Below are 21,963 nucleotides of genomic sequence, written 5' to 3' on the forward strand. Positions count from 1 at the left end.
GAGTGGTAGTTCAGTTGGTTAGAATACCGGCCTGTCACGCCGGGGGTCGCGGGTTCGAGTCCCGTCCACTCCGCCAGTATCGGATTTTTGGGGGTATAGCTCAGCTGGGAGAGCGCTTGCATGGCATGCAAGAGGTCATCGGTTCGATCCCGTTTACCTCCACCAAAATTGAGACTTGAGTATTTACGCAAGTTCTAGGATTGACCCTATCGTCTAGAGGCCTAGGACATCACCCTTTCACGGTGAGTACCGGGGTTCGAATCCCCGTAGGGTCGCCAAGTTTGCAGCACTTGGCTCGAAAGAGCGCAAAAGCTGTCTGCCAGGAGTGGTAGTTCAGTTGGTTAGAATACCGGCCTGTCACGCCGGGGGTCGCGGGTTCGAGTCCCGTCCACTCCGCCAGATTCCTTGTGCAAACCCAGCGTCTGCGCAGACAAGAAGCCACCGCAAGGTGGCTTTTTTGTTTCTGCCGCGTGCAGCTCGCCTGCATGGCTGCCTCGCTTGGTGGCAGGTGAGCATGTGCGAAAAGCGGGCTTTGCCACAGATTTTTTAAGGGCAAACCCGGAACTTTGCCTCAACATTCGTAACAATAGATGGTGTCCCGATCATGGGACATTCACTTTCACTGCTCCCGCCTTCGTCTCGCCCCATGCGCCTTGCGCCATCGTTCCTGTTTTCCTTGCTGATGCTGTTGTCCATCTTCTGTGGACAGGTGGCGGCGTCGGCATCGTCCGATGGACTGGAAAGCGATGGCTTGCTGGCGCACCACCCCATCGTGACCATCGATGAGGAATTCCTCGAAGAACTCGCGGAAGTCGAGGAAGACGACGAGACGGAGTTTGCCGAGCTGACGGCACACGGCGGCAACACCCGCCAGCTGCTGGCCCTGCTGGCCTGTGGCGAGGACCGCTCCGCCGAGATGTACTGGCCGCCCGAGCCCATCGCCGTGCAGGTGGTGTCGCTGTGGGCCCCGCCTTCGACCTATTCCCAGGCGCACCTGTCGCCCGCTCCGGGCCAGCTGCTGCGCCCTCCAAGACCTTCCCTGCTCGGCTGACCGCATATTGCGGCGCAGGCATGCCCTGCGCCCCTTGTGCCCCTTGTCGGCTGACGCATCCCACTGCCTGATCACTGCTCGTGCGCGCCTTGCTGGCGCGCATGCCATGCCGTCGTCCGCGCGCTGACTGCGCACGGCCCGGCCATGCCCGTTCCCGCGTTGTCCGCAGGGGAGGGCCCATCTCTTACTCAACCCCTCGACTGTCGTTTCGCGGCAGATGCATGCCATGGTGAATCCAACGGTATTGGCGGGAATGGCCCCCGCTCGTTTTCCATCCTTTTCGCGCAAGGCCTTGCAAGGCGCGATCTGCAGCCTGCTGGTGGGCTGGAGTGCCGGTGCCTCGGCACAGGCATCCCAGCCTCCCCTGACCCAGGCGGCACCCGCCGCGGCTGCAGCTGCCGAGGCCGCAGCGGCCCGCGCCCCGGTCACGCCTAAGGCCGCATCGACAGCTTCAACGGCTTCAACGGCTTCGGTGGCTTCGGCCGCCGCACAGCGCCTGCCCCAGCTGAGCCTGAACGAGGTCGTTCGCGCCGTGCTGGACCACAACCCCGATCTGCGCGCTGTCGAGCAGTCGCGGACCACGGCACGTGCAGGCGTGGTCAGCGCCTCGGCGCTGCCCAATCCCAAGCTTGAATGGAACCAGGGCCGCAACAGCGCCCGCGTGCCCGGCGCGGCGGCCGGCACGGTGCAGGGCTGGGCCGTGGCGTTGCCCATCGAGAACCCCGCCGTGCGCGGTGCGCGCGTGGAGGCCGCCAGGGCAGGCGAGCAGGGGTCGGTGCACTTCGTGGCGACCACGCGCAATGCGCTGGTGGCCCAGGTGCGGCTGCGCGCCTACGAAATGGTGCTGCGCGAGGCGGAGGTTGAGGCCGCCAAGGAGGCGGTGCGCCTTCTGGAGCAGGCCCATGAGCGCGTCCGCGTCCGCGTGGACAGCGGCGAGGCGGCCCGCTACGAAATCATCAAGGCCGATGCCGAAATCATCCAGGCGCGCCAGCAGGAGCAGACCGCAAGGCTGCGCGCCGAGCAGGCGCAGCTGTCGCTGGGCCGCCTGGCCGCAGGCCAGCTGCCCGTGCGCTTCCGCCTGGATGTGTCGCTGGAGGATCCGTTGCGCATCGAGGACATGGGCGAGATCGATCCCATGGAGCATCCCGAACTGCGCCAGCTCAAGGCGGAGGTCGAGCGTGCCCAGGCGCGGCTCGACGGTGCCAAGGCCTCGCGCTGGCCGGGCGTGGAGCTGCGCTACGGCCAGACGCGCGAGCCCGACGTGCGCCTGAACACGGTGGGCGTGAGCATCCAGATCCCCTTGCTCGACCAGCACCGCGGCCCCATCGACGAGGCGGCCTCCGAGCTGGAGCGCGCGCGTCTGCAGCTGGAAGGCCGGCAGATCGAGCTGCGCCAGCAGACGCTGCAGGCCTGGAAGGAGCTGGAGATGGCACGACTGCGCACCCAGGCACTGAGCCAGGGTTCGGTGCGCGAGGCCGAGTCGGCCCTGCGCGTGGCCGAGGCCGCCTACCGCTTCGGCGAGCGCGGCATTCTCGATGTGCTCGATGCGCAGCGCGTGCTGCGCTCCATCCGTGCAGACCTGCTCGATGCGCGCTACCAGCTGCAGGCGGCGCGCATACAGCTCGAATACCTCGCGGGCCGCTACGACGATCCGTCCGCGCTGTGAAGCGCGCCGTCCCTGCCTCACACCCGAAATCAGAAACGAACATGTCCTTGAATATGCATCCGAAACCCATCGCCGCCCGCGCAGGCAGCAGCACCTTGGTGAACTCCCTGGCCCTGGCCGGCCTGCTGGCCGCAACGCTGGCGCTGAGCGCCTGCGGCAAGAGCGAAGAGGCCGAAGCCAAGGCGGCGCCCGCGGCGGCCGCTGCCCAGGAGCAGGACCCGATGGAGGTCCGTGTGACCGCCGAGATGGCTCCCAACTTCGCCGTCAAGCCCGTGGCGCAGGCGCAGATCGCGCTGCTGCAGGAGGTATCCGGCCGCATCGAGGCCAATGAGCGCCAGGTCACCCGCATTGGCGCGGCCGCCACGGGGCGCGTGACCGAGGTGCTGGTCGAAGTGGGCGACCGCGTGCGCGCGGGACAGGTGCTGGCCCGCGTGGCCAGCCCCGAGCTGACCACCGCCCAACTGGCCTATCTGCGTGCACACTCCGCCGCCACGCTGGCCGAGCGCGGCGTGGAGCGCGCACGCCAGCTGATCGCCGCTGACGTCATCGGCTCGGCCGAGCTGCAGCGCCGCGAGTCCGAGCTGTCGATTGCCCGCGCCGAGCAGCGCGCTGCCGGCGACCAGTTGCGCCTGATCGGCATTCCCGACAGCGCCATCGCCCAGCTGCGCGACAAGGGCACGCTGCAGTCGCATGCGGCCGTGCTGTCCACAGGGGCCGGCGTGGTGATCGAGCGCAAGGTCAGCTCCGGCCAGGTGACCCAGCCCGGTGATCCGCTGTTCACCGTGGCCGACCTGAGCAGCGTCTGGGTGGTGGGCGCGATTCCCGAGCAGATGGCCAGCGGCGTGCGCGCCGGCCAGGCCGTGGAGATCGCCGTGCCCGCCCTGGGCGAGCGCGTGCTGTCCGGCCAGATCGTGCATGTGGGCGACACCGTGACGCCCGAGACCCGCACCGTCACCATCCGCACCCAGGTGGACAACACCGAGCGCGACCTCAAGCCCCAGATGCTGGCCACCATGCGCATCCAGGGCGAGGTGCGCCAGCTGCTGGCCGTGCCGGCCGAGGCCGTGGTGCGCGAGAACGACCGCGACCATGTCTTCGTCAAGAAGGGCGAGAACCACTACCGCCTCACGCCCGTCGAGCTGGGCACCGCCAGCGGCGGCATGCGCCCCGTGAACAAGGGCGTGGCCGATGGCACGGTCATCGTCACCACGGGCGCCTTCCACCTGAACAACGAGCGCAAGCGCGCAGAGCTGGAGTAAGCCCATGATCGCTTCCATGATCCGGGCCGCACTGAGCCAGCGACTCATCGTGATCGTGCTCTCGCTGGTGCTGTGCGGCTTTGGCCTGCGCGCCGCCATGAATCTGTCGGTGGATGCCTTTCCTGACGTGACCAACGTCCAGGTCCAGGTGGCCACCGAGGCGCCAGGCCGTTCGCCCGAGGAAATCGAGCGCTTCGTGACCGTGCCGCTGGAAATCGCCATGACCGGCATGCCGGGCCTGGTGGAGATGCGCTCGCTCAACAAGAGCGGCCTGTCCATCATCACCCTGGTCTTCACCGATACCACCGACGTGTACTTTGCGCGCCAGCTCGTCACCGAGCGGCTGATGGAGGTCACGCCGCGCATGCCCGAAGGCATCATCCCCGTGCTGGGGCCGGTGTCCACGGGCCTGGGCGAGGTCTACCAGTACACGCTGGACCATCCCGACGACGGCAAGCGGGCCCTCACGCCCGAGGAGCTGACCGAGCGCCGCACCATCCAGGACTGGGTGGCGCGCCCGCTGCTGCGCTCCATTCCCGGCGTGGCCGAAATCAACTCGCAGGGCGGCTACGTCAAGCAGTACCAGGTGGAGGTCGACCCAGGCCGGCTGCGCCACTACGGCCTGTCCGTGCGCCATGTGGTCCAGGCCATCGCCGACAACAACGCCAACGCCAGCGGCGGCATCCTGCCCCAGGTCACCGAGCAGTACCTGATCCGCGCCGTGGGCCTGATCCAGTCACTGGAGGACATCGGCAACATCGTTCTCAAGCAGGATGGCGGCGTGCCGGTCTTCGTGCGCGATGTGGCCGAGGTCCAGCTGGGCCAGGAAGTGCGCCAGGGCGCCATCATCAAGGGCGGCTATACCGAAGGCGTCTCCGGCATCGTGCTGATGATGCGCGGCGGCAATGCCAAGGAAGTCGTCACCCGCGTGAAGGAGCGCGTGCAGGAGATCAACTCCAAGGGCATGCTGCCCGGCGGCCTGCAGATCGTTCCCTACTACGACCGTACCGACCTGGTCGACTCGGCGCTGTGGACCGTGGGCAAGGTGCTGATCGAGGGCATCCTGCTCGTGGTCGTGGTGCTCTTCGTCTTCCTGGGTGACGTGCGCTCCAGCCTGATCGTGGTGGCCACGCTGATCATCACGCCGCTGACCACCTTCATCATGATGAACCGCTGGGGCATCTCGGCCAACCTCATGTCGCTGGGGGGGCTGGCGATCGCCATCGGCCTCATGGTCGATGCCACCGTGGTGGTGGTGGAGAACGTGTTCCACAAGCTCGGACAGGCCGGGGACAGCATGGGCGCACGCGTGCGCACCGTGCTCTCGGCCACCACCGAGGTGGCCACGCCCACCATCTTCGGCATCGCCATCATCATCCTGGTGTTCCTGCCGCTGATGACGCTGCAGGGCATCGAGGGCAAGATGTTCGGCCCGCTGGCGCTGACCATCGCGATCTCGCTGGCGGTCTCGCTGGCCGTGTCGCTGTTCCTGTCGCCCGTGCTGTGCTCGTACTTCCTCAAGGGCGGCGCGGACCATGACACGCGCCTGATCGCCTTCCTCAAGCGCCACTACCTGCGCCTGCTGGACCTGGCCACCGCGCGCAACCGCGCCACGCTGGCCGTGGCCGTGGCGCTGCTGCTGGGCTCGCTGGGACTGTTCCCGCTGCTGGGCAAGTCCTTCATGCCCACCATGAAGGAGGGCGCGCTGACGCCGCAGATCAACCGCGTGCCCAGCATCTCGCTGGACGAGTCCATCCGCATGGAAATGGCGGCGATGAAGGCCGTGGCCGAGGTGCCCGGCGTGCTCAGCGTGGTCTCCAAGCTCGGACGCGGTGAATCGCCGGCCGATCCCGCAGGCCCCAACGAGTCCGACCCCATCGTGCTGCTGGACCCCAAGTCCGACCGCACCCAGGACGAGATCGACGAAGACATCCGCCAGCGCCTGTCCTCGATCCCGGGCGTGCAGATCGTGCTGTCCCAGCCGATCTCCGAGCGCGTGGATGAAATGGTCACGGGCGTGCGCTCGCAACTGGCCATCAAGGTCTTCGGCGACGAGCTGGACGATCTGCGCGATGTCTCCGAACAGGTGGCCCGCATCCTCAAGAGCGTGCCTGGCAGCACCGACATCCGTGTCGAGCGGCTGTCGGGCCAGCAGGCGCTCACGGTGGATATCGACCGCAAGGCCATTGCCCGCCACGGCCTGAACGTCACCGACGTGCAGGGCGTGATCGAGTCGGCCATCGGCGGCAAGGACGTGACCACGGTCTACGAGGGCGAGCGCCGCTACAACGTGGTCGTGCGCTTCCCCGAGCCCTTCCGTGGCTCGCCCCAGGCTGTCGGCGCCACCTTGCTGACCACCAGCACCGGCGCGCAGGTTCCGCTCAACAGCGTGGCCCGCATCGAACTGGTGGACGGACCCGCGCAGATCAGCCGCGAAGGCGGCAAGCGTCGCGTGGTCGTGGGTGCCAACGTGGAAGGGCGCGACCTGGGCGGCTTCGTGACCGAAGTGCAGCAGCGCATCGACAAGGAAGTGCAACTGCCCGACGGCTACTACTTCAAGTACGGCGGCCAGTTCGAGAACATGGAGCGCGCCATGGGTACGCTGCAGGTGATCGTGCCGCTGACCATCGTGGCCATCTTCTTCCTGCTGTTCGTGCTGTTCAATTCGGTCAAGCTGGCCGGGCTGATCATCCTGGTGCTGCCTTTCGCCTCCATCGGGGGACTGATAGGCCTGTTCGTCACGGGCGAATACGTGAGCGTGCCGGCATCGGTGGGCTTCATTGCGCTGTGGGGCATTGCGGTGCTCAACGGCGTGGTGTTGGTCAGCTGCATCCGCAAGCTGCGCGAGGATGGAATGGACGTGGCCGAGGCCGTGCGCGAAGGCTGCGTGCAGCGCTTCCGCCCCGTGATGATGACGGCCACCGTCGCGCTGCTGGGCCTGGTGCCCTTCCTGTTCGCCACCGGCCCCGGCTCGGAGGTGCAACGCCCGCTGGCCATCGTCGTGATCGGTGGCCTGATCTCGTCCACCCTGCTTACGCTGGTGGTGTTGCCGACCCTGTACCGCTGGTTTGACGAAAAACCGCTGGAAGCCTGATGAAGGAGACACTGCAATGACCATGAAGGAAATCCGGGCCATCGTGCGCCCCAGTCGCCTGGAGCGCCTGCGCGACGCGCTGCGCGCCATTCCCAACTTCCCCGGCGTGACGCTGTTCCGTGCCGAGGGCTTCACGGCCCCGGCCGCCATCGACAAGCGCAGCGTGAAGGAGGAGTTGACCGACTTCTCCGACAAGATCATGGTCTGCGTGCTGGCCGAGGCCTCCATGGTCGAGCCCATCCGCGCGGCCATCACCTCGGCCTGCCATTCGGGCCAGGTCGGCGACGGCCTGGTCTGGGTGGTGGACATCGCCGAGATCCACCGCATACGCGATGGGCAAAGTCTGGCCTGACCCGGGCTTGAGCAGGGCGCCGGAATGCAGGGCGACATAAAAAAGTCATGCATTCCGGAATTGCCCCAAAAACGCTGTGCTACAATTTTTGAATCGCAGCAACGAAGCAGTGCAACGTTGCAGCAAGGGGGTATAGCTCAGCTGGGAGAGCGCTTGCATGGCATGCAAGAGGTCATCGGTTCGATCCCGTTTACCTCCACCAAAAATTGAGACTTGAGTATTTACGCAAGTTCTAGGATTGACCCTATCGTCTAGAGGCCTAGGACATCACCCTTTCACGGTGAGTACCGGGGTTCGAATCCCCGTAGGGTCGCCAAGTTTGCAGCACTTGGCTCGAAAGAGCGCAAAAGCTGTCTGCCAGGAGTGGTAGTTCAGTTGGTTAGAATACCGGCCTGTCACGCCGGGGGTCGCGGGTTCGAGTCCCGTCCACTCCGCCAGATTCCTTGTGCAAACCCAGCGTCTGCACAGACAAGAAGCCACCGCAAGGTGGCTTTTTTTCGTCTGCAGGTTGCAGCAGCAGGCCGCGCTCCGTTCGCTTTTCCTGCCTGCGCACCCAGCCCTTCGGTGCCCCCGCGCTGCGCTTGGGGCATCACCAGTCCGTCATGATCCAGGCCCATCATCCATGGCGAGGGAAAGCCATGGGCGACGGGAATCCATAGGCATCGGCTGCCGATTTTCCAATGCCGATAGCCGTGTCTTCATTTGCCTTGGCGGGACGTCTTTCAGACAGGTACGAGATGCCGATCCAGACCCGGTTTTGTCGCCGGAGCTGTTAATGCTTCTCATTTCATGTTCTGGAAAACGTTAAAGGAGCACCACTGCATGCCTTGGTCCCGGTTCAAGTTTCAGCACGTCTGCAAGGCCGCACAGCCCTTGCCGATCCTGTTCCAGGACGCATGGGCCCGGCGAGGTCGGCCGCCGCCATGAAGCCGGTATGAGGCCGATCTAAGGCCCGTCTCCCCAAGTCACGCCGATGCGCATCGGCGTGCACTGATGCCCTGCGGTCGGCGGTCGGCGGTCGTGCCGCCGCTTTCCGCCTGTGCCGAGTCCCGTTCCCGTCTTTTTGCACGGGCGGCGCGCCGGCAGTCCATCGACCTGCGGTCGACATTTCCCCTTGACGTTCTTGCCTAGCTTGCGAGAGGAACTGCATCGTGTCCTTGAATCACACACATTCTTCGCTGGAAGAGGTTTTCATTGCTTCGCGTGGACAGTTGGTGAGGGTCGCGCGAAGAATTCTCAGGAATCCCGAACTGGCCGACGACGCCGTGCAGGACACCTATCTGCGCGTTGCCGAGATGCGCAGCGATGCCGAGATCGCCAAGCCCGCCGCCTACTGGACGCGCGCCGTCTGCAACATGGCGCTGGACTACCTGCGCCGGCAGGAGCGCGAGAACAGCTACCGCACCCACGGCGTGGATGTGGAGACGCTGGAGATACCGGACAGCCGCTCGCCCGAGCGCCTTTTGTTCGAGTCCCAGGCCATACGCCTGATCGACCAGGCCCTGGACGAGGTGCCGCCCAAGACCCGCGAGACCTTCGAGCTGTACCGCATCAAGGGCCTCACCCAGCGCCAGATCGCCGAGCACATGGAGTGCGCGCTGGGCCTGGTGAACGCCAGGATTGCCGATGCCTGCAAGGCCATCCATGTCCACCGCTCGCTGCTGGACCACCATTGAACGATGCAGCCCGGCGCACGACCCGGAACCGGCGCGCACGCGGCGTGAACAGTTTCGGATCCGGAACGTCATGTTCAACAGAGGCGCAGTACCGGATCGCCGCGATCCGGTACTGGCCTCACCGATGTTCAACCGCATAAAGGACGCCTGCATGTCTACAAGCTGCTTCGACCGCGAAGACGAAACCTTCATCGTTCTGGTCAACCACGAGGAACAGTATTCCATCTGGCCGCACTGGAAGGCCGTGCCCGGCGGCTGGACCGCCGTGGAGGGCGTGAAGGGCGACAAGAAAACCGTGCTCGACTACGTGGACGCCACCTGGACCGACATGCGGCCCAAGTCGCTGCGCGTGTGGATGCAGCAGCAGGAGCAGGCGGGTGCCGGCGCCGCGCTGCAAAGCGATACCGATACCGTGATCGAAACCGCAGCGGGCTGACGCGCATGCACGCGCCGCTGACCCTGCTGTGCCTGCCGTGCGCAGGCGCCAGCGCCACCATGTACCTGCGCTGGCGCAGGCTGCTGCCCCACTGGATCCGCATTGCGCCGGTGGAGCTGCCGGGGCGGGGCAGCCGGCTGGGCGAGCCTGCGGTCGAGGACTTCGGGCAACTGGTCTCGCTGCTGTGCGCCGAGCAGCGCCAGGCCATGCGCGGCCGCTTTGCGCTGCTGGGCCACAGCATGGGCGCGCTGCTGGCCTTCGGCATGGCGCGGCAATTGCGCGAGCAGGGCAGGGAGCTGCCGCTGGCCCTGGTTGCCTCGGGCAGCCCGGCACCGGCCTGCCGCGATCCCGAGCGCTTTGCGGGCAAGGGCGACGATGCGGCGCTGATTGCCGATCTGCGCAGGCAGGGCGGCACGCCCGAAGAGGTGTTTGGCAGCCCCGAGCTCATGCGCATCACGCTGGATGTGCTGGGCTCCGACTACCGCGTCTGCGAGAGCTTCGGCCATGTGCCCGCTGCGGGCCTGCCGCTGCCGGTGCACGTTTTTGCGGGGCGGCAGGACGACATCGAGGCGCCCCGCGTCCAGGCCTGGTCGCAGGAGGCCGCCGAGGCCTTCACGCTGGACTGGTTCGAGGGCGGGCATTTCTTCATCAAGCAGCGCGAAGGCGATGTGCTGGCCGTGCTGGCGCAGCGCCTGGCCGGGGCCCAGTCACTCCAGGGAGGCATCCATGCAGCTCGTGTCCGTGCGTGAGGCCATGAGCCAGGGCATCGAGGTCTTCAGGCTGGACCTGGACCTGAGGGCCGAACTGAGCGACAGCCTGCCGCACCTGACCCCCGAGGAGCGCGGTCGCGCCGCGCGCTTCGTGCGGGCCGCCGACCGGCTGCGCTTCGCACAGACGCGCGCTGCCACGCGGCGGCTGCTGGGGCGCAGGCTGGGCTGCTGCCCGGCCGATGTGCCGCTGGCGGTCGGCGTCCACGGCAAGCCCTTTGTCGACGAGGACCCGCTGCGGGCACCGCTCTTCAATGTCTCGCATTCGGGCGGGCATGCGCTGATCGCGCTGGCCGATCCCGGTGGCGTGCTGCACCTGGGCGTGGACATCGAGCAGCACAAGCCCGACCTCGATGCCGAGGTCATGCTCGACGCCGTCTGCACCGACCAGGAACGCGCCAGCGTGCGCCGTGCGCCTGATCGGCTGGCGGCCTTCTACCAGCGCTGGGTGGGCAAGGAAGCCGTGCTCAAGGCCATCGGCATCGGCGTGGCCGACCACCTGCGCTCCATAGGCATCAGCCCGGGAGGGGACGGACGGCTGGCCATCGCCTGCGCGGTCCCCGACTGGAATGGTTTTCAAGCGATGGCGCTGCCAGCGCCGCCGGGCTACGCGGCAGCTCTTGCGTGGCGCACCAAGGAATCGACATGAACGAAACCCTCCAGCGCTTCGAGCGCAAGGCCCCCGCGGGCTCGCTGCTTCCCCAGCTCATGACGCCCGCCCAGCCGGGCCAGGACCTGCTGGCCGCGCTGCCGCCGCTGCGCCGCGACATCGACGAGGCCCTGCTGACCACGGGCGGCGTGCTGCTGCGCGGCTTTGGCGTGCCCGATGTGGAGACCTTCCAGCGCTTCGCCTCGGCCTTCGGCCACCCGCTGCTCAAGTACGAATTCGCCTCCACGCCGCGCAGCGCGGTCGAGGCCTCCAGCGGCGCGGGCGTCTACACCTCCACCGAATACCCGGCCCACCAGAGCATTCCGCTGCACAACGAGCAGGCCTACACGCGCGAATGGCCCATGAAGATCTGGTTCCACTGCGTCACCGCATCGCCCGAGGGCGGCGAGACGCCGATTGCCGACAGCCGTGCGGTCTACCGCCGCATTCCGGCGCGCATCCGCGAGCTGTTCGAGCCCGGAATTCTGTACGTGCGCAACTTCGGCGAGATGGACGTGCCCTGGCAGAAGGTCTTCAACACCGAAAGCCGCGCCGAGGTCGAGGCCTTCTGCCGCCATGCGCGCATGGACTGGGAGTGGAAGGAAGACGACGGCCTGCGCACGCGCCAGCTGTGCCAGGCCATGGAGAGCCATCCCGTCACGGGCGAGATGGTCTGGTTCAACCAGGCCCACCTGTTCCACATCTCGGCGCGCGAGCCCGAGGAGCGCGAGGTGCTGGAGGAGGTCTACGGCATCGAGAACCTGCCGCGCAACACCTTCTTCGCCGACGGCTCCACCATCGGCGACGACATCTTCGCCGAGGTGCGCGCCGCGCTGGATGCCGAGACCGTCAGCTTCCCGTGGGAGCAGGGCGACGTGCTGATGCTGGACAACATGCTCGTGGCCCATGCCCGCTCGCCCTTCAAGGGGCCGCGCAAGGTCATCGTCGCCATGGCCGAGCCGCGCAGCAATCTGGACCGTTTCTGAGAACCCGGGAGGCAGCTGACATGCTGAGTGGACAAAGTGCAATCGCGGCAGCAGGCCAGGCGCCGGCCAGCCTGGTCGAGCATCTGAGGGGCCTGGCGCAGCAGCGGCCCGACGACATCTGGCTCACCGTGGCCGTCGTGCAGGACGGCCGCGTGGTGGAGCGCAGCCACAGCTATGGCGAGTTCGACCGCCGCGTGCGCGCGCTGGCCGCCCGGCTGCAGCAGCTGTGCCCCGTGGGCGCGCGCGCCCTGGTGATGATGGACAACGACGAGCACTACGCCGCCAGCATGCTGGCCTGCTTCTACGCGGGCGTGATCGCCGTGCCGGTGCCGCCGCTGGAATCGCTGCGCGTGCAGCACCTGGAGCGGCTGCTGGGCATCGTGGGCGACGCGGACGCGGCCTGCGTGATCAGCACGGCCGAAGTGATGCAGGCCCTGCCCGGTGCCGATGCGCGCTTTGCCGGCATTGCCGCCGTGGCCGCCGACCAGGTGGACCTGGCCGATGCCGAGGCCTGGCGGCCCCATGCGCCGGCTGCCGACGACATCGCCTTCCTGCAATACACCTCGGGCTCCACCTCGGCACCCAAGGGCGTGATGGTCAGCCACGGCAACCTCATCGCCAACGAGGCCGCCATCCAGCAGCGCATGGACATCGGCGCGGGCGACCGCTTCATGTCCTGGGCGCCGCTGTACCACGACATGGGCCTGATCGGCGGACTGCTGCAGCCGCTGTACAGCGGCCTGCCGCTGGTGCTGACCTCGCCGCGCCTCTTTCTGGAAAGCCCCGTGCGCTGGCTGGAGCTGATCTCGCGCCACCGCGCCACCATCAGTGGCGGCCCCGACTTCGCCTACCGCATGTGCCTGGAGCGCATCAAGCCGTCGCAGCTGGCGCAGCTGGACCTGTCGAGCTGGCGGCTGGCCTACACGGGCGCCGAACCCGTGCGTGCCGACACCGTCACGGCCTTCGCGCAGCGCTTTGCCGCCTGCGGCCTGCGGCCCGACGCGGCCTATGCCTGCTACGGCCTGGCCGAAGCCACCCTGTTCATCACCGGCGGCAGTTGCGGCGCAGGCGCCACGATCACGTCCTTCGATACCGAGGCCCTGGCGCAGGGCCGGGCCGAGGAAAGCTCCGGCGCCTCGCAGACCACCTCGCTGGTGGGCTGCGGCCCCGCCGTTCCCGGCCATGCCGTGGCCATCGTCGATCCGCACAGCCTGCAGGTGCTGGAGCCCGGCCGCGTGGGCGAGATCTGGGCGCACGGCCCCAGCATCAGCCAGGGCTACTGGGGCAAGCCGCAGCAAACGCAGCAGGCCTTTGTCGAGCATGCAGGCCGGCGCTGGCTGCGCACGGGCGACCTGGGCTTCGTGCATGCAGGGCAGGTCCATGTGGCGGGCCGCATCAAGGACCTGATCATCGTGCGCGGGCACAACCTCTACCCGCAGGACATCGAGCGCGTGGTCGAGGCCGAGGTCGAAGCCGTGCGCAAGGGGCGCGTGGCCGCGTTTGCGGTGGAAGGGCCGTCGGGCGAGGGCATAGGTGTGGCCGCCGAGATTTCGCGCGGTTTGCAAAAGCTGGTGCCGAGGGAGACGCTGGTCGACGCACTGGCTGCCGCCGTGGCCACGGTCTTTGGCGAGGCGCCTGCCGTCGTGATCCTGCTGGAGCCCGGCGCGCTGCCGCGCACATCGAGCGGCAAGCTCCAGCGCCAGGCCTGCAAGAAGGGCTGGGCGCAGCGCAGCCTGGATGCCTATGCGGTCTGGGAGCATGGTGCCTTCGTGGACGCAACGGAATCTGCAGCGAATGACGGTGCAGATCAGTCCGCCCCCCCGCCGCTCGATGCCACCGAGACTGCGCTGGCCATGCTCTGGTGCGAAGTGCTGCGCCGTGCCGAGCTGCCTGCGGGCGATCCGCAGTTCTTCCTGCTGGGCGGCAACTCCCTCTCGGCCGTGCAACTGGCTGCACGCGTGTCGCAGCAGTGGGGCGTGGACTTTGCGCCAGGCCTGCTCTTTGACCGGCCCCGGCTTTCGGCGTGCGCGGCTGCATTGCGCGAACTGCAGGCGGCAGGACCCGGAACTGGCATCCCTCGTCCTGGCCCTGTGGCGCGCGGCCCCGGTGCAAGCCAGCCCCTGTCCCACGCCCACCAGCGGCAGTGGTTTCTCTGGCACCTGGATCCTGCGGGCACGGCCTACCACGTGGCGGTGGAGCTGCAGCTGGGCGGCACGCTGGATGCGCAACGGCTGCACACGGCCCTGGAGCGCCTGGTGGCACGCCACGATGCGCTGCGCACCGTGTTTCTGCCTGCCGCCGACGGGTCGGCCCGGCAGCATGTGCTGGATAGCGGCGGCCTGGAGTTCCAATGGCTGGACCTGGACCACGAGCCGCAGCGTGCCCCTGAAGAGGCACGCCGCCTGCACGCCAGGCCCTTCGACCTGGGCAAGGGCCCGCTGCTGCGTGCGCTGCTGATGCGGCTTGGGCCGGATGACCACCGTCTGGTGCTGGTCATGCACCACATCGTGTGCGACGGCGTATCCCTGCAGAACCTGCTGGACGAGCTTGCGCAGCAATACCTCCATCTGGGTGATGCGGCTGCGGCCGCCGAGCCCGCTGCCCCCGCATTGCAATACGCCGACTACGCAGCCTGGCATGCGGCCTGGCTGGATGGCGGCGTGCGCGAGCGGCAACTGGCCTACTGGCGCGGGCAACTGGGCAGCGAGCATCCCGTGCTGGCCTTGCCCAGCGACCGGCCGCGCGCAGCCGTGGCCCGCTACTCGGCTGCCCGGCATGGCTTCGCGCTGCCTGCGCCGCTGGTGGACGCGTTGCGCGCGCGTGCCGCCGAAGCCGGCGCCAGTCTGTTCATGGTGCTGCTGGCAGGCTGGCAGGCCGTGCTGCACCGCCATACGGGCCAGCAGGTGCTGCGCCTGGGCGTGCCCGTGGCGGGCCGCCAGCATGCGGGCACGCAGGGCCTGATCGGGTTCTTCGTCAACACCCTGGTGCTGCAGGCCGAGGTCGATGGCCGCACCCCGCTGGCCCAGGTGCTCAATGCGGCCAGGCGCGCCACGCTGCAGGCCCAGGAGCACCAGGACCTGCCTTTCGAGCAACTGGTGGAAGACCTGCAGCCCCAGCGCAGCCTGGCGCATCCACCGCTGTTCCAGCTGATGTTCAACCATGTGCATGAGGACTTGCGCGGCTTCGAGCGCATGACGGGCTGCATGGCCGAAGCGGCTTCCGTGCCCGGAGGCACGGCGCAGTTCGAGCTGTCCCTGGAAGTGCGTGAACGCGCAGGCGGCGCCGTGCGCGTGGGCATGGACTATGCGGCCGAGCTGTTCCTGCCCGCCACCATGGAGCGCCTGGGCCAGCACTATCTGCGCATGCTCGAGGCCCTGGCCCATCACCCCGAGGCGACTGTGGGCGAGGTGGATCTGCTGTCGGAGGAAGAACGTGCCGAGCTGGTGGCCTGGCAGTCTGGGCAGAGCGGGCAGGGCGGCCATGCCGTCCCCGAGCTGGTCCATGCCGCCTTCGAGCAGCAGGCGCGTCGCAACCCGCAGGCCACGGCCCTGGTCTTCGGGGAAGGCGCCTGGAGCTATGGGGAACTCAATGCGCGTGCCAACCGCCTGGCCCACCATCTGATCGCGCACGGTGTGCGGCCCGAGGTCCAGGTCGGCATTGCCATGGAGCGTTCGCTGGAAATGGTGGTCGGCCTGCTGGCCATCCTGAAGGCCGGCGGCGCCTATGTGCCCATGGACCCCGAGCACCCGGCCGAACGCCTGCGCTATATGGCCGACGACAGCGGTATCGGCCTGCTGCTGACCCAGTCGGGCCTGGTCGCACGGCTGCCGCCCGCGCTGCAGCCGCTGTGCCTGGCGGTGGACGCCATCGATCTGTCCTCCCGTCCGGCCCATGACCCGGGCGTCGCCCTGCACGGCGAGAACCTGGTCTACGTCATCTACACCTCGGGCTCCACCGGCCGGCCCAAGGGCGCGGGCAATCGCCACCGCGCGCTGTGCAACCGCCTGGCCTGGGGCCAGCAGCACCAGCCGCTGGCCGCGCAGGACACCCTGCTGCAGAAGACGCCGTTCAGCTTCGACATCTCGTTCTGGGAGTTCTTCTGGCCGCTGTCCACAGGCGCCCGGCTGGCGCTGGCAGGGCCCGGGGAGCACCGCGATCCTGCGCGCATCACGGCCTTGGTCGAACGCCACGCCGTCAGCTGCATCCACTTCGTGCCGTCCATGCTGCAGGCATTTCTGTCCAGCGGCCATGCCCCGTCCTGCACCGGGCTGAAGCACATCGTCTGCAGCGGCGAGGCCCTGCCGGCCGAGCTGCGCGACCGCGCACTGGCCCTGCTGCCGGCCACCAGCCTGCTCAACCTCTACGGACCGACCGAAGCCGCCATCGAGGTCACCTACCACGACTGCCGCGAGCCCGGACCGCAGGCCGTGCCCATCGGGAGGCCGTTAGGCCATGTGCAGGTGCACATCGTCGACGCCGGCCTGCAGCCCGTGCCGCGCGGCGTGGCCGGCGAGCTGCTGCTGGGCGGCCTGGCGCTGGCGCGCGGCTACTGGGGCCGGCCCGCGCTCACGGCCGAGCGCTTTGTGGCCAGCCCTTCGGCGCTGGCCGGCGAGCGTGCCTACCGCACGGGCGACCTGGTGCGCTGGAACGAGCACGGCGAGATCGAGTACCTGGGCCGGCTGGACCACCAGGTCAAGATCCGTGGCTTCCGCGTGGAACTGGGCGAGATCGAAGCCGCCCTGCTGGCCGTGCCAGGCCTGCGCGAGGCGGTGGTGGTCGCAGACTCTGCCGAAGGCGGCAGCCGGCTGGTGGCCTACCTGGCCGGTGAAGGTGCCGCGCTGCAGGACCTGGCTGCACTCAAGGCGCAGCTGGGCCGCAGCCTGCCCGACTACATGGTGCCCTCCCTCTTTGTGCGCCTGGACGCGCTGCCGCTCAACAGCAACGGCAAGGTGGACCGCAAGGCGCTGCCGGCGCCCGCGCCCCTGCCTGCATCGGGCGATGGTGCGCAGCCGTTCGAGGCGCCCGAAGGCGGTGTGGCCGAGACCATTGCCACCATCTGGCGCGAGCTGCTGCAGCTCGAACGCATAGGCGCCAACGAAAGCTTCTTCGACCTGGGCGGGCATTCGCTGCTGCTGATACGCGCGCACCGGCGGATCGAGGATGCGCTGGGCAGCGGGCTTTCGGTGATCGACATGTTCCAGCACCCGACCGTGGCCACGCTGGCCCGCCGCATCGAGGCGCAGCGCGGCGTGGGGGCGGCCCAGGAAGGACTGCAGGATCAGCAGGCCGACGCACGCGCCCAGCGCCGCCGCGCCGCGCTGCTGGGCCGCCGTGGTCTGCCCGAGGAGGTGAACTGATGCGTGCTCAGGATGCGGGCTACAGCGGCGTGGAGATCGCCATCATCGGCATGGGCGGGCGCTTCCCGGGCGCGGACAGCGTGGACGCGCTCTGGCGCAACATCCGCGAAGGCCGCGAATCCGTGACCGCCTTCAGCGACGAGGCCCTGCGCCACCAGGGCACGGAACAGGCCCTGCTGGACGATGCCGCCTGCGTGAAGTCCGGCGTGGTGCTGGAAGGCCTGGACTGGTTCGATGCCGGCTTTTTCGGCTACACGCCGCGCGAGGCCGGCCAGATCGATCCCCAGCAGCGCGTCTTCCTCGAATGCGCCTGGCAGGCGCTGGAGCATGCGGGCTATGACGCCGAGCGGCTGGACGTGGCGGCCGGCGTGTTCGCGGGTGCGGGCGCCAATCTCTACCTCATGCGCCATCTGCTGGGACGGGCCCGGTGGAGCGGCGGCATCGCCGAGCTGATCGCCCTGCTCAACGGCAACGCGGCCGACGCCCTGTGCACGCGCGTGGCCTACAAGCTCAACCTGCGCGGCCCGGCCGTGACCGTGCAGACGGCCTGCTCCACCTCGCTGGTGGCCGTGCACATGGCCTGCCAGTCCTTGCTGGGCATGGAGTGCGACATGGCCCTGGCCGGCGGGGTGTGGCTCAACCTGCTGCAGGGCGCGGGCTACCTGCACCAGCCGGGCGCCATTCTGTCCTCGGACGGCCATTGCCGCGCCTTCGATGCGCGCGCCGACGGCACCATGCTGGGCAGCGGCGCAGGCGTGGTCGTGCTCAAGCGCCTGGACGAGGCGCTGCGCGATGGCGACACCGTCCATGCCGTGATCCGGGGCAGCGCCGTGAACAACGATGGCGCGCGCAAGATCGGCTACAACGCGCCCAGCGTGGACGGCCAGGCCGAGGCCATACGCGCCGCCCAGGCCATGGCCGGCGTCGATCCCGCCTCAGTGGGATATGTCGAGGCCCATGGCACGGGCACCACGCTGGGCGATCCCATCGAGATCGCGGCGCTGACCCAGGCCTTTGGCGGGGCTGGGGGACTGACGGGGCGTGCGCCCGGTCACTGCGCCCTGGGATCGGTCAAGACCAATGTGGGCCACCTGGACGCCGCTGCCGGAGTGACCGGCCTGATCAAGGCCGTGATGGCGCTGCGCCACCGCACCCTGCCGCCCAGCCTGAACTTCTCCACGCCCAACCCGCGCGTGGACTTCGCTGCCAGCCCCTTCCGCGTCCAGACCGCGGCGCAGGACTGGCCTGCCGGCCCGCTGCCCCGGCGTGCCGGCGTGAGCTCCTTCGGCATGGGCGGCACCAATGCGCACATGGTGCTGGAGGAGGCTCCGGCCTCGTTGCCGGCCGATGCATCGGAAAAGTCAGGGCAGGCCCCCCAATTGCTGCTGCTGTCGGCGCGCACGCCGCAGGCGCTGCAGGCCTCGGCCAGCCAGCTGGCCAGACATCTGGAGCAGCACCCGGACCTGGCCCTGGCCGATGTGGCCCACACCCTGCGTGTGGGCCGCAAGCGCCATGCGCACCGGCTGGCCGTGCTGGCCCATGGAGTGACCCAGGCCATCGAGGCGCTGGACCATCCGGCGCCTCTGGTGCATTTCACGGGCAGCGTGCTCTCGCCCCAGCCCGGCCTGGCCTTTCTGTTCCCCGGCCAGGGCGCCCAGCACGCAGGCATGGCGCGCAGCCTGCATGCGCAGGAGCCGGTGTTCCGCGACATCGTGGACCGCTGCTGCGAGAGGGTGAGGACGCAGACCGGCATGGACCTGCGACCCTGGCTGCTGGCGCAGGCTGACGATGCCCAGGCAGCGCAGGCGCTGGCGCGCACCGAGGCCACGCAGCCTGCGCTGTTCATCGTCGAGTACGCCATGGCGCGGCTGTGGATGTCCTGGGGCCTGCAGCCCGAGGCCATGCTGGGCCACAGCATCGGCGAGTATGTGGCGGCCTGCATCGCCGGGGTCTTCTCGCTCGACGATGCGCTGGACCTGGTGGTCGCGCGCGGCCGCATCATGCAGGCCACCGAGCCCGGCGCCATGCTGGCCGTGGGCCTGCCTGAGGCCGCGCTGCAGGACTGGCTGTGCCGGGGCTGCGATCTGGCCGCCGTCAATGCGGCCGATCTGTGCGTGCTCTCGGGCCGGCCCGACGCCATTGCGGCCGCCGAGCAGGCCCTGGCCGGCACGGGCGTGCTGCTGCGCAGATTGCAGGTGTCACACGCCTTTCATTCCGCGCTGCTCGATCCTGTGCTCGACGCCTTTGCGCACCAGCTGGCCAGCGTGCGGTTCAACCGGCCTGCCATGGCCTTCATCTCCAACCTCAGCGGCCGCTGGATCCGCGACGAAGAGGCCCAGGACCCCCGCTACTGGCTGCAGCATCTGCGCGGCACGGTGCGCTTTGCGCAGGGCCTGGACACGCTGCTGGACCAAAGCGACCGCATCCTGCTGGAAGTGGGCCCGGGCCAAGGCCTCAGCGGCCTGGCCCGGCGCCATCCCAAGGCTGGCGCACGCACCGTGCTGGCCTCGCAGGCAGCCGCCAACCGCGAAGAACTTCAGGCCGACCAGCCCGCGCGCTGCCTGGCCCAGCTTTGGGCGGCGGGCGTTGGCGCGGCCAAGGCACCGCTGCTGAACAGCGCACAGGGCGCGCGCCGCGTGCCCTTGCCCGGCTATCCGTTCGAGCGTGAATCGCACTGGGTTGCCGCCACGGTGCCGGCCTCTGAGGCCGCTCCTGCTGCTCCCGGTGGTCTGCACGGCACCGATCCCCGGGGCTGGCTGTATGCCCCTGTCTGGCAACGCTCAGCGCCCGTTGTACGGGCCGCCGCGGTACCCGCCGGCGGCTGCATGCTGCTGCTGGCCGAGGCCGGATCGACACTGGCCGAATCCCTGGCGCAGGCCTGGTCCGACACCCAGCCCGCGCCCGTGGTCCGCATCGAACCCGGTCCGCTCCATGAACGCCTGGGGCCTGCCCGCCATGCGCTGCGCACGACCGAGCGCAGCGACTGGACGCGCGCCCTGGGGCAGATAGCGGCCGAGATCGGCCCGGTGGCCTGCATCTGCGATCTGTGGAGCCTGGGCACGCTGGATGACGCACAGGCGGCTGAGCGCTGCCTGCTCGGCCCGCTGGCCCTGGCCCAGGCGCTGGAGGCCGTGCCTGCCGCATCCGCTGTGGGCGCTGCTGGCCGGCAGCAGATGCTGCTGGTCACGGATGGGCTGGAGGACGTGACAGGGACCGAATCCCTGCAGCCCGCCAAGGCCATGCTCCATGGCCCCTGCCTCGTGATTCCCCAGGAGCTGCCGGGCATGGCCTGCCGCATCGTCGATGTGCTGCCTGTGCAGAGCGGGCATGCCCAAGGGATGGCAGCGCTTGCGCAGCGCATCCTGGCCGAGTTCAGCGAGCCCGCACCGGCCTGCGTGGCCCTGCGCGGCCCGCACCGCTGGACCCGGCGCTACGAGCGCATTGCGGGGCAGACGGCACCCGCCGTCACGCCAGCTGCGCCAGCCACCGCGCCGCGCCTGCGCCGTGGCGGCTGCTATCTGATCACGGGCGGCCTGGGCGGCATGGGGCTGGCGCTGGCCCGGCACCTGGCCGAGCACTGGCAGGCCCGGCTGGTGTTGCTGGGCCGCTCGGCGCTGCCTGAACGGGGTCAGTGGCAGGCACTGGCGCAGGATGCGCAGACGGAACCTGCGCTGCGTGTCCGGCTGCAGCAGTTGCTGGAGCTGGAACGGCTGGGCGCCCAGCTGTGCCTGGTGCAGGCCGATGTGGGCAGCGAAGCCCAGCTGCGCACTGCGTTGGAACAGGCGCAGCGCGCGTTCGGCGGAATGCATGGCGGCATCCACGGCGTCATCCACGCCGCCGGCCTGGCCGGCGACGGCATGCTCGCGGACAAGCGGGCACACGAGGTGATGCAGGTGCTCGCGCCCAAGCTCCAGGGCACGCGGGCCTTGCTGGCCGCATTGGCCGGGCAGCCGCTGGACTTCATGCTGCTGTGCTCTTCCCTGGCCGCCGTGGCGGGCGGCCTGGGCCGCATCGACTATGCGGCCGCCAATGCCTGCCTGGATGCGCTGGCCGTGGCCCATGGCCGCACGGCCGGCTGGCCGCTGATTTCCGTGGGCTGGGACGGGTGGCGCGGCGTGGGCATGGCGGCAGGCACGTCCATGCCCGAAGGTGTGGGCATCGCACCGGAGCAGGGCGTGCATCTGTTCGAGCGCATCCTGGCCGGCCCTTTGCAGCCCCTTGTCTGCGTGTCCACCACCGATCTGGAAACGCGTCGCCATGCGGACCTCGCCGAGTTGCTGGACCAGGCCCTGCCTGCAGCAGCGACAACGGCAGCGACGGCCGGGCCTGCGCCCACCCAGGTGCGGCCCGGAGGCATGGCCGGCTTCGTGGCGCCCGAGGGCGACCTGGAGACCGGTCTGGCCGCGCTCTGGAGCGGCTTCCTGGGCGTGGCTCCCGTGGGCGCCGAGGACAACCTTTTCGAACTCGGCGGCGACTCGCTCATGGCCATACAGCTGCTGGCGCGCGTGCGCCAGGCCTATGGCGTCGAAATCCATCCTGCGGCCTTGCTGCGCACGCCCACGGTGCGGCGCCTGGCCGAACTCGTTGAAACCCGGTTGATCGAGGAAATCCAGGCGCTGGACGCCGAAGCCGAGTCCGCCCCGACCACCGCATCGCCGATTTATTCGTGA

Annotated in this window: 12 protein-coding genes and 6 tRNA genes; all 18 read left to right on the plus strand. The window is 68.9% G+C overall.

The window, feature by feature from the left end; genetic code table 11:
* The first annotated feature begins 89 nt into the window (after positions 1 to 89).
* Positions 90 to 165 (plus strand) — tRNA-Ala (locus tag BW39_RS22490).
* Positions 166 to 202: 37 nt separating this feature from the next.
* Positions 203 to 278: transfer RNA gene (locus tag BW39_RS22495), tRNA-Glu, on the plus strand.
* Between the two features lie 44 nt (positions 279 to 322).
* Positions 323 to 399, plus strand: a tRNA-Asp gene (locus tag BW39_RS22500).
* 283 nt (positions 400 to 682) lie between these two features.
* Positions 683 to 1,051, plus strand: a complete 369-nt coding sequence (locus tag BW39_RS22505; protein WP_224986538.1) for a hypothetical protein — start codon at positions 683 to 685, stop codon at positions 1,049 to 1,051.
* 226 nt (positions 1,052 to 1,277) lie between these two features.
* Positions 1,278 to 2,717 carry a TolC family protein gene (locus BW39_RS22510; RefSeq protein ID WP_043824415.1) on the plus strand — a complete coding sequence of 480 codons (1,440 nt, stop codon included), beginning with the start codon at positions 1,278 to 1,280 and terminating at the stop codon, positions 2,715 to 2,717.
* Positions 2,718 to 2,758: 41 nt separating this feature from the next.
* Positions 2,759 to 3,976 (plus strand): efflux RND transporter periplasmic adaptor subunit, encoded by a 1,218-nt coding sequence (locus BW39_RS22515; RefSeq protein ID WP_043824398.1) that lies wholly within the window; start codon positions 2,759 to 2,761, stop codon positions 3,974 to 3,976.
* A gap of 4 nt (positions 3,977 to 3,980) precedes the next feature.
* Positions 3,981 to 7,070, plus strand: coding sequence for an efflux RND transporter permease subunit (locus BW39_RS22520; protein ID WP_043824400.1), 3,090 nt, complete (start codon positions 3,981 to 3,983; stop codon positions 7,068 to 7,070).
* A 16-nt stretch (positions 7,071 to 7,086) separates the two neighbouring features.
* Positions 7,087 to 7,422 (plus strand): P-II family nitrogen regulator, encoded by a 336-nt coding sequence (locus tag BW39_RS22525; RefSeq protein WP_016450797.1) that lies wholly within the window; start codon positions 7,087 to 7,089, stop codon positions 7,420 to 7,422.
* Positions 7,423 to 7,548: 126 nt separating this feature from the next.
* Positions 7,549 to 7,624: transfer RNA gene (locus BW39_RS22530), tRNA-Ala, on the plus strand.
* Between the two features lie 38 nt (positions 7,625 to 7,662).
* Positions 7,663 to 7,738 (plus strand) — tRNA-Glu (locus BW39_RS22535).
* Positions 7,739 to 7,782: 44 nt separating this feature from the next.
* A tRNA-Asp gene (locus BW39_RS22540) sits at positions 7,783 to 7,859 on the plus strand.
* A 714-nt stretch (positions 7,860 to 8,573) separates the two neighbouring features.
* On the plus strand, positions 8,574 to 9,098 hold the full coding sequence (locus tag BW39_RS22545; protein ID WP_043824402.1) for a sigma-70 family RNA polymerase sigma factor: 525 nt from the start codon (positions 8,574 to 8,576) through the stop codon (positions 9,096 to 9,098).
* A gap of 151 nt (positions 9,099 to 9,249) precedes the next feature.
* The gene (locus tag BW39_RS22550; RefSeq protein ID WP_034395838.1) at positions 9,250 to 9,534 is read left to right on the plus strand and encodes an MbtH family protein; all 285 of its coding nucleotides are present in this window, start codon (positions 9,250 to 9,252) and stop codon (positions 9,532 to 9,534) included.
* A 5-nt stretch (positions 9,535 to 9,539) separates the two neighbouring features.
* Positions 9,540 to 10,283 (plus strand): thioesterase II family protein, encoded by a 744-nt coding sequence (locus BW39_RS22555; RefSeq protein ID WP_043824403.1) that lies wholly within the window; start codon positions 9,540 to 9,542, stop codon positions 10,281 to 10,283.
* A complete protein-coding gene (locus BW39_RS22560; RefSeq protein WP_043824405.1) occupies positions 10,261 to 10,950 on the plus strand; it encodes a 4'-phosphopantetheinyl transferase family protein in 690 nt (229 codons plus the stop codon). The genes BW39_RS22555 and BW39_RS22560 overlap by 23 nt, the downstream gene beginning before the upstream one ends.
* The gene (locus tag BW39_RS22565; RefSeq protein WP_043824407.1) at positions 10,947 to 11,936 is read left to right on the plus strand and encodes a TauD/TfdA family dioxygenase; all 990 of its coding nucleotides are present in this window, start codon (positions 10,947 to 10,949) and stop codon (positions 11,934 to 11,936) included. The genes BW39_RS22560 and BW39_RS22565 overlap by 4 nt, the downstream gene beginning before the upstream one ends.
* Before the next feature lie 20 nt (positions 11,937 to 11,956).
* Positions 11,957 to 17,293 (plus strand): non-ribosomal peptide synthetase, encoded by a 5,337-nt coding sequence (locus BW39_RS22570; RefSeq protein WP_043824410.1) that lies wholly within the window; start codon positions 11,957 to 11,959, stop codon positions 17,291 to 17,293.
* Positions 17,293 to 21,963: a type I polyketide synthase gene (locus tag BW39_RS22575; RefSeq protein WP_043824412.1), complete on the plus strand. Its 4,671-nt coding sequence runs from the start codon at positions 17,293 to 17,295 to the stop codon at positions 21,961 to 21,963. Before BW39_RS22570 ends, BW39_RS22575 begins: the two co-directional genes overlap by 1 nt.

It is taken from the genome of Delftia sp. RIT313, from assembly GCF_000632165.1.
GTDB lineage: Bacteria > Pseudomonadota > Gammaproteobacteria > Burkholderiales > Burkholderiaceae_C > Comamonas > Comamonas acidovorans.

Coding starts and splice junctions, on each gene's coding strand:
- BW39_RS22560 (WP_043824405.1), top strand. CDS start 10,261: ATGCAGCTCGTGTCCGTGCGTGAGGCCATGAGCCAGGGCATCGAGGTC.
- BW39_RS22550 (WP_034395838.1), top strand. CDS start 9,250: ATGTCTACAAGCTGCTTCGACCGCGAAGACGAAACCTTCATCGTTCTG.
- BW39_RS22525 (WP_016450797.1), top strand. CDS start 7,087: ATGACCATGAAGGAAATCCGGGCCATCGTGCGCCCCAGTCGCCTGGAG.
- BW39_RS22565 (WP_043824407.1), top strand. CDS start 10,947: ATGAACGAAACCCTCCAGCGCTTCGAGCGCAAGGCCCCCGCGGGCTCG.
- BW39_RS22570 (WP_043824410.1), top strand. CDS start 11,957: ATGCTGAGTGGACAAAGTGCAATCGCGGCAGCAGGCCAGGCGCCGGCC.
- BW39_RS22555 (WP_043824403.1), top strand. CDS start 9,540: ATGCACGCGCCGCTGACCCTGCTGTGCCTGCCGTGCGCAGGCGCCAGC.
- BW39_RS22510 (WP_043824415.1), top strand. CDS start 1,278: ATGGTGAATCCAACGGTATTGGCGGGAATGGCCCCCGCTCGTTTTCCA.
- BW39_RS22515 (WP_043824398.1), top strand. CDS start 2,759: ATGTCCTTGAATATGCATCCGAAACCCATCGCCGCCCGCGCAGGCAGC.
- BW39_RS22520 (WP_043824400.1), top strand. CDS start 3,981: ATGATCGCTTCCATGATCCGGGCCGCACTGAGCCAGCGACTCATCGTG.
- BW39_RS22575 (WP_043824412.1), top strand. CDS start 17,293: ATGCGTGCTCAGGATGCGGGCTACAGCGGCGTGGAGATCGCCATCATC.
- BW39_RS22505 (WP_224986538.1), top strand. CDS start 683: ATGCTGTTGTCCATCTTCTGTGGACAGGTGGCGGCGTCGGCATCGTCC.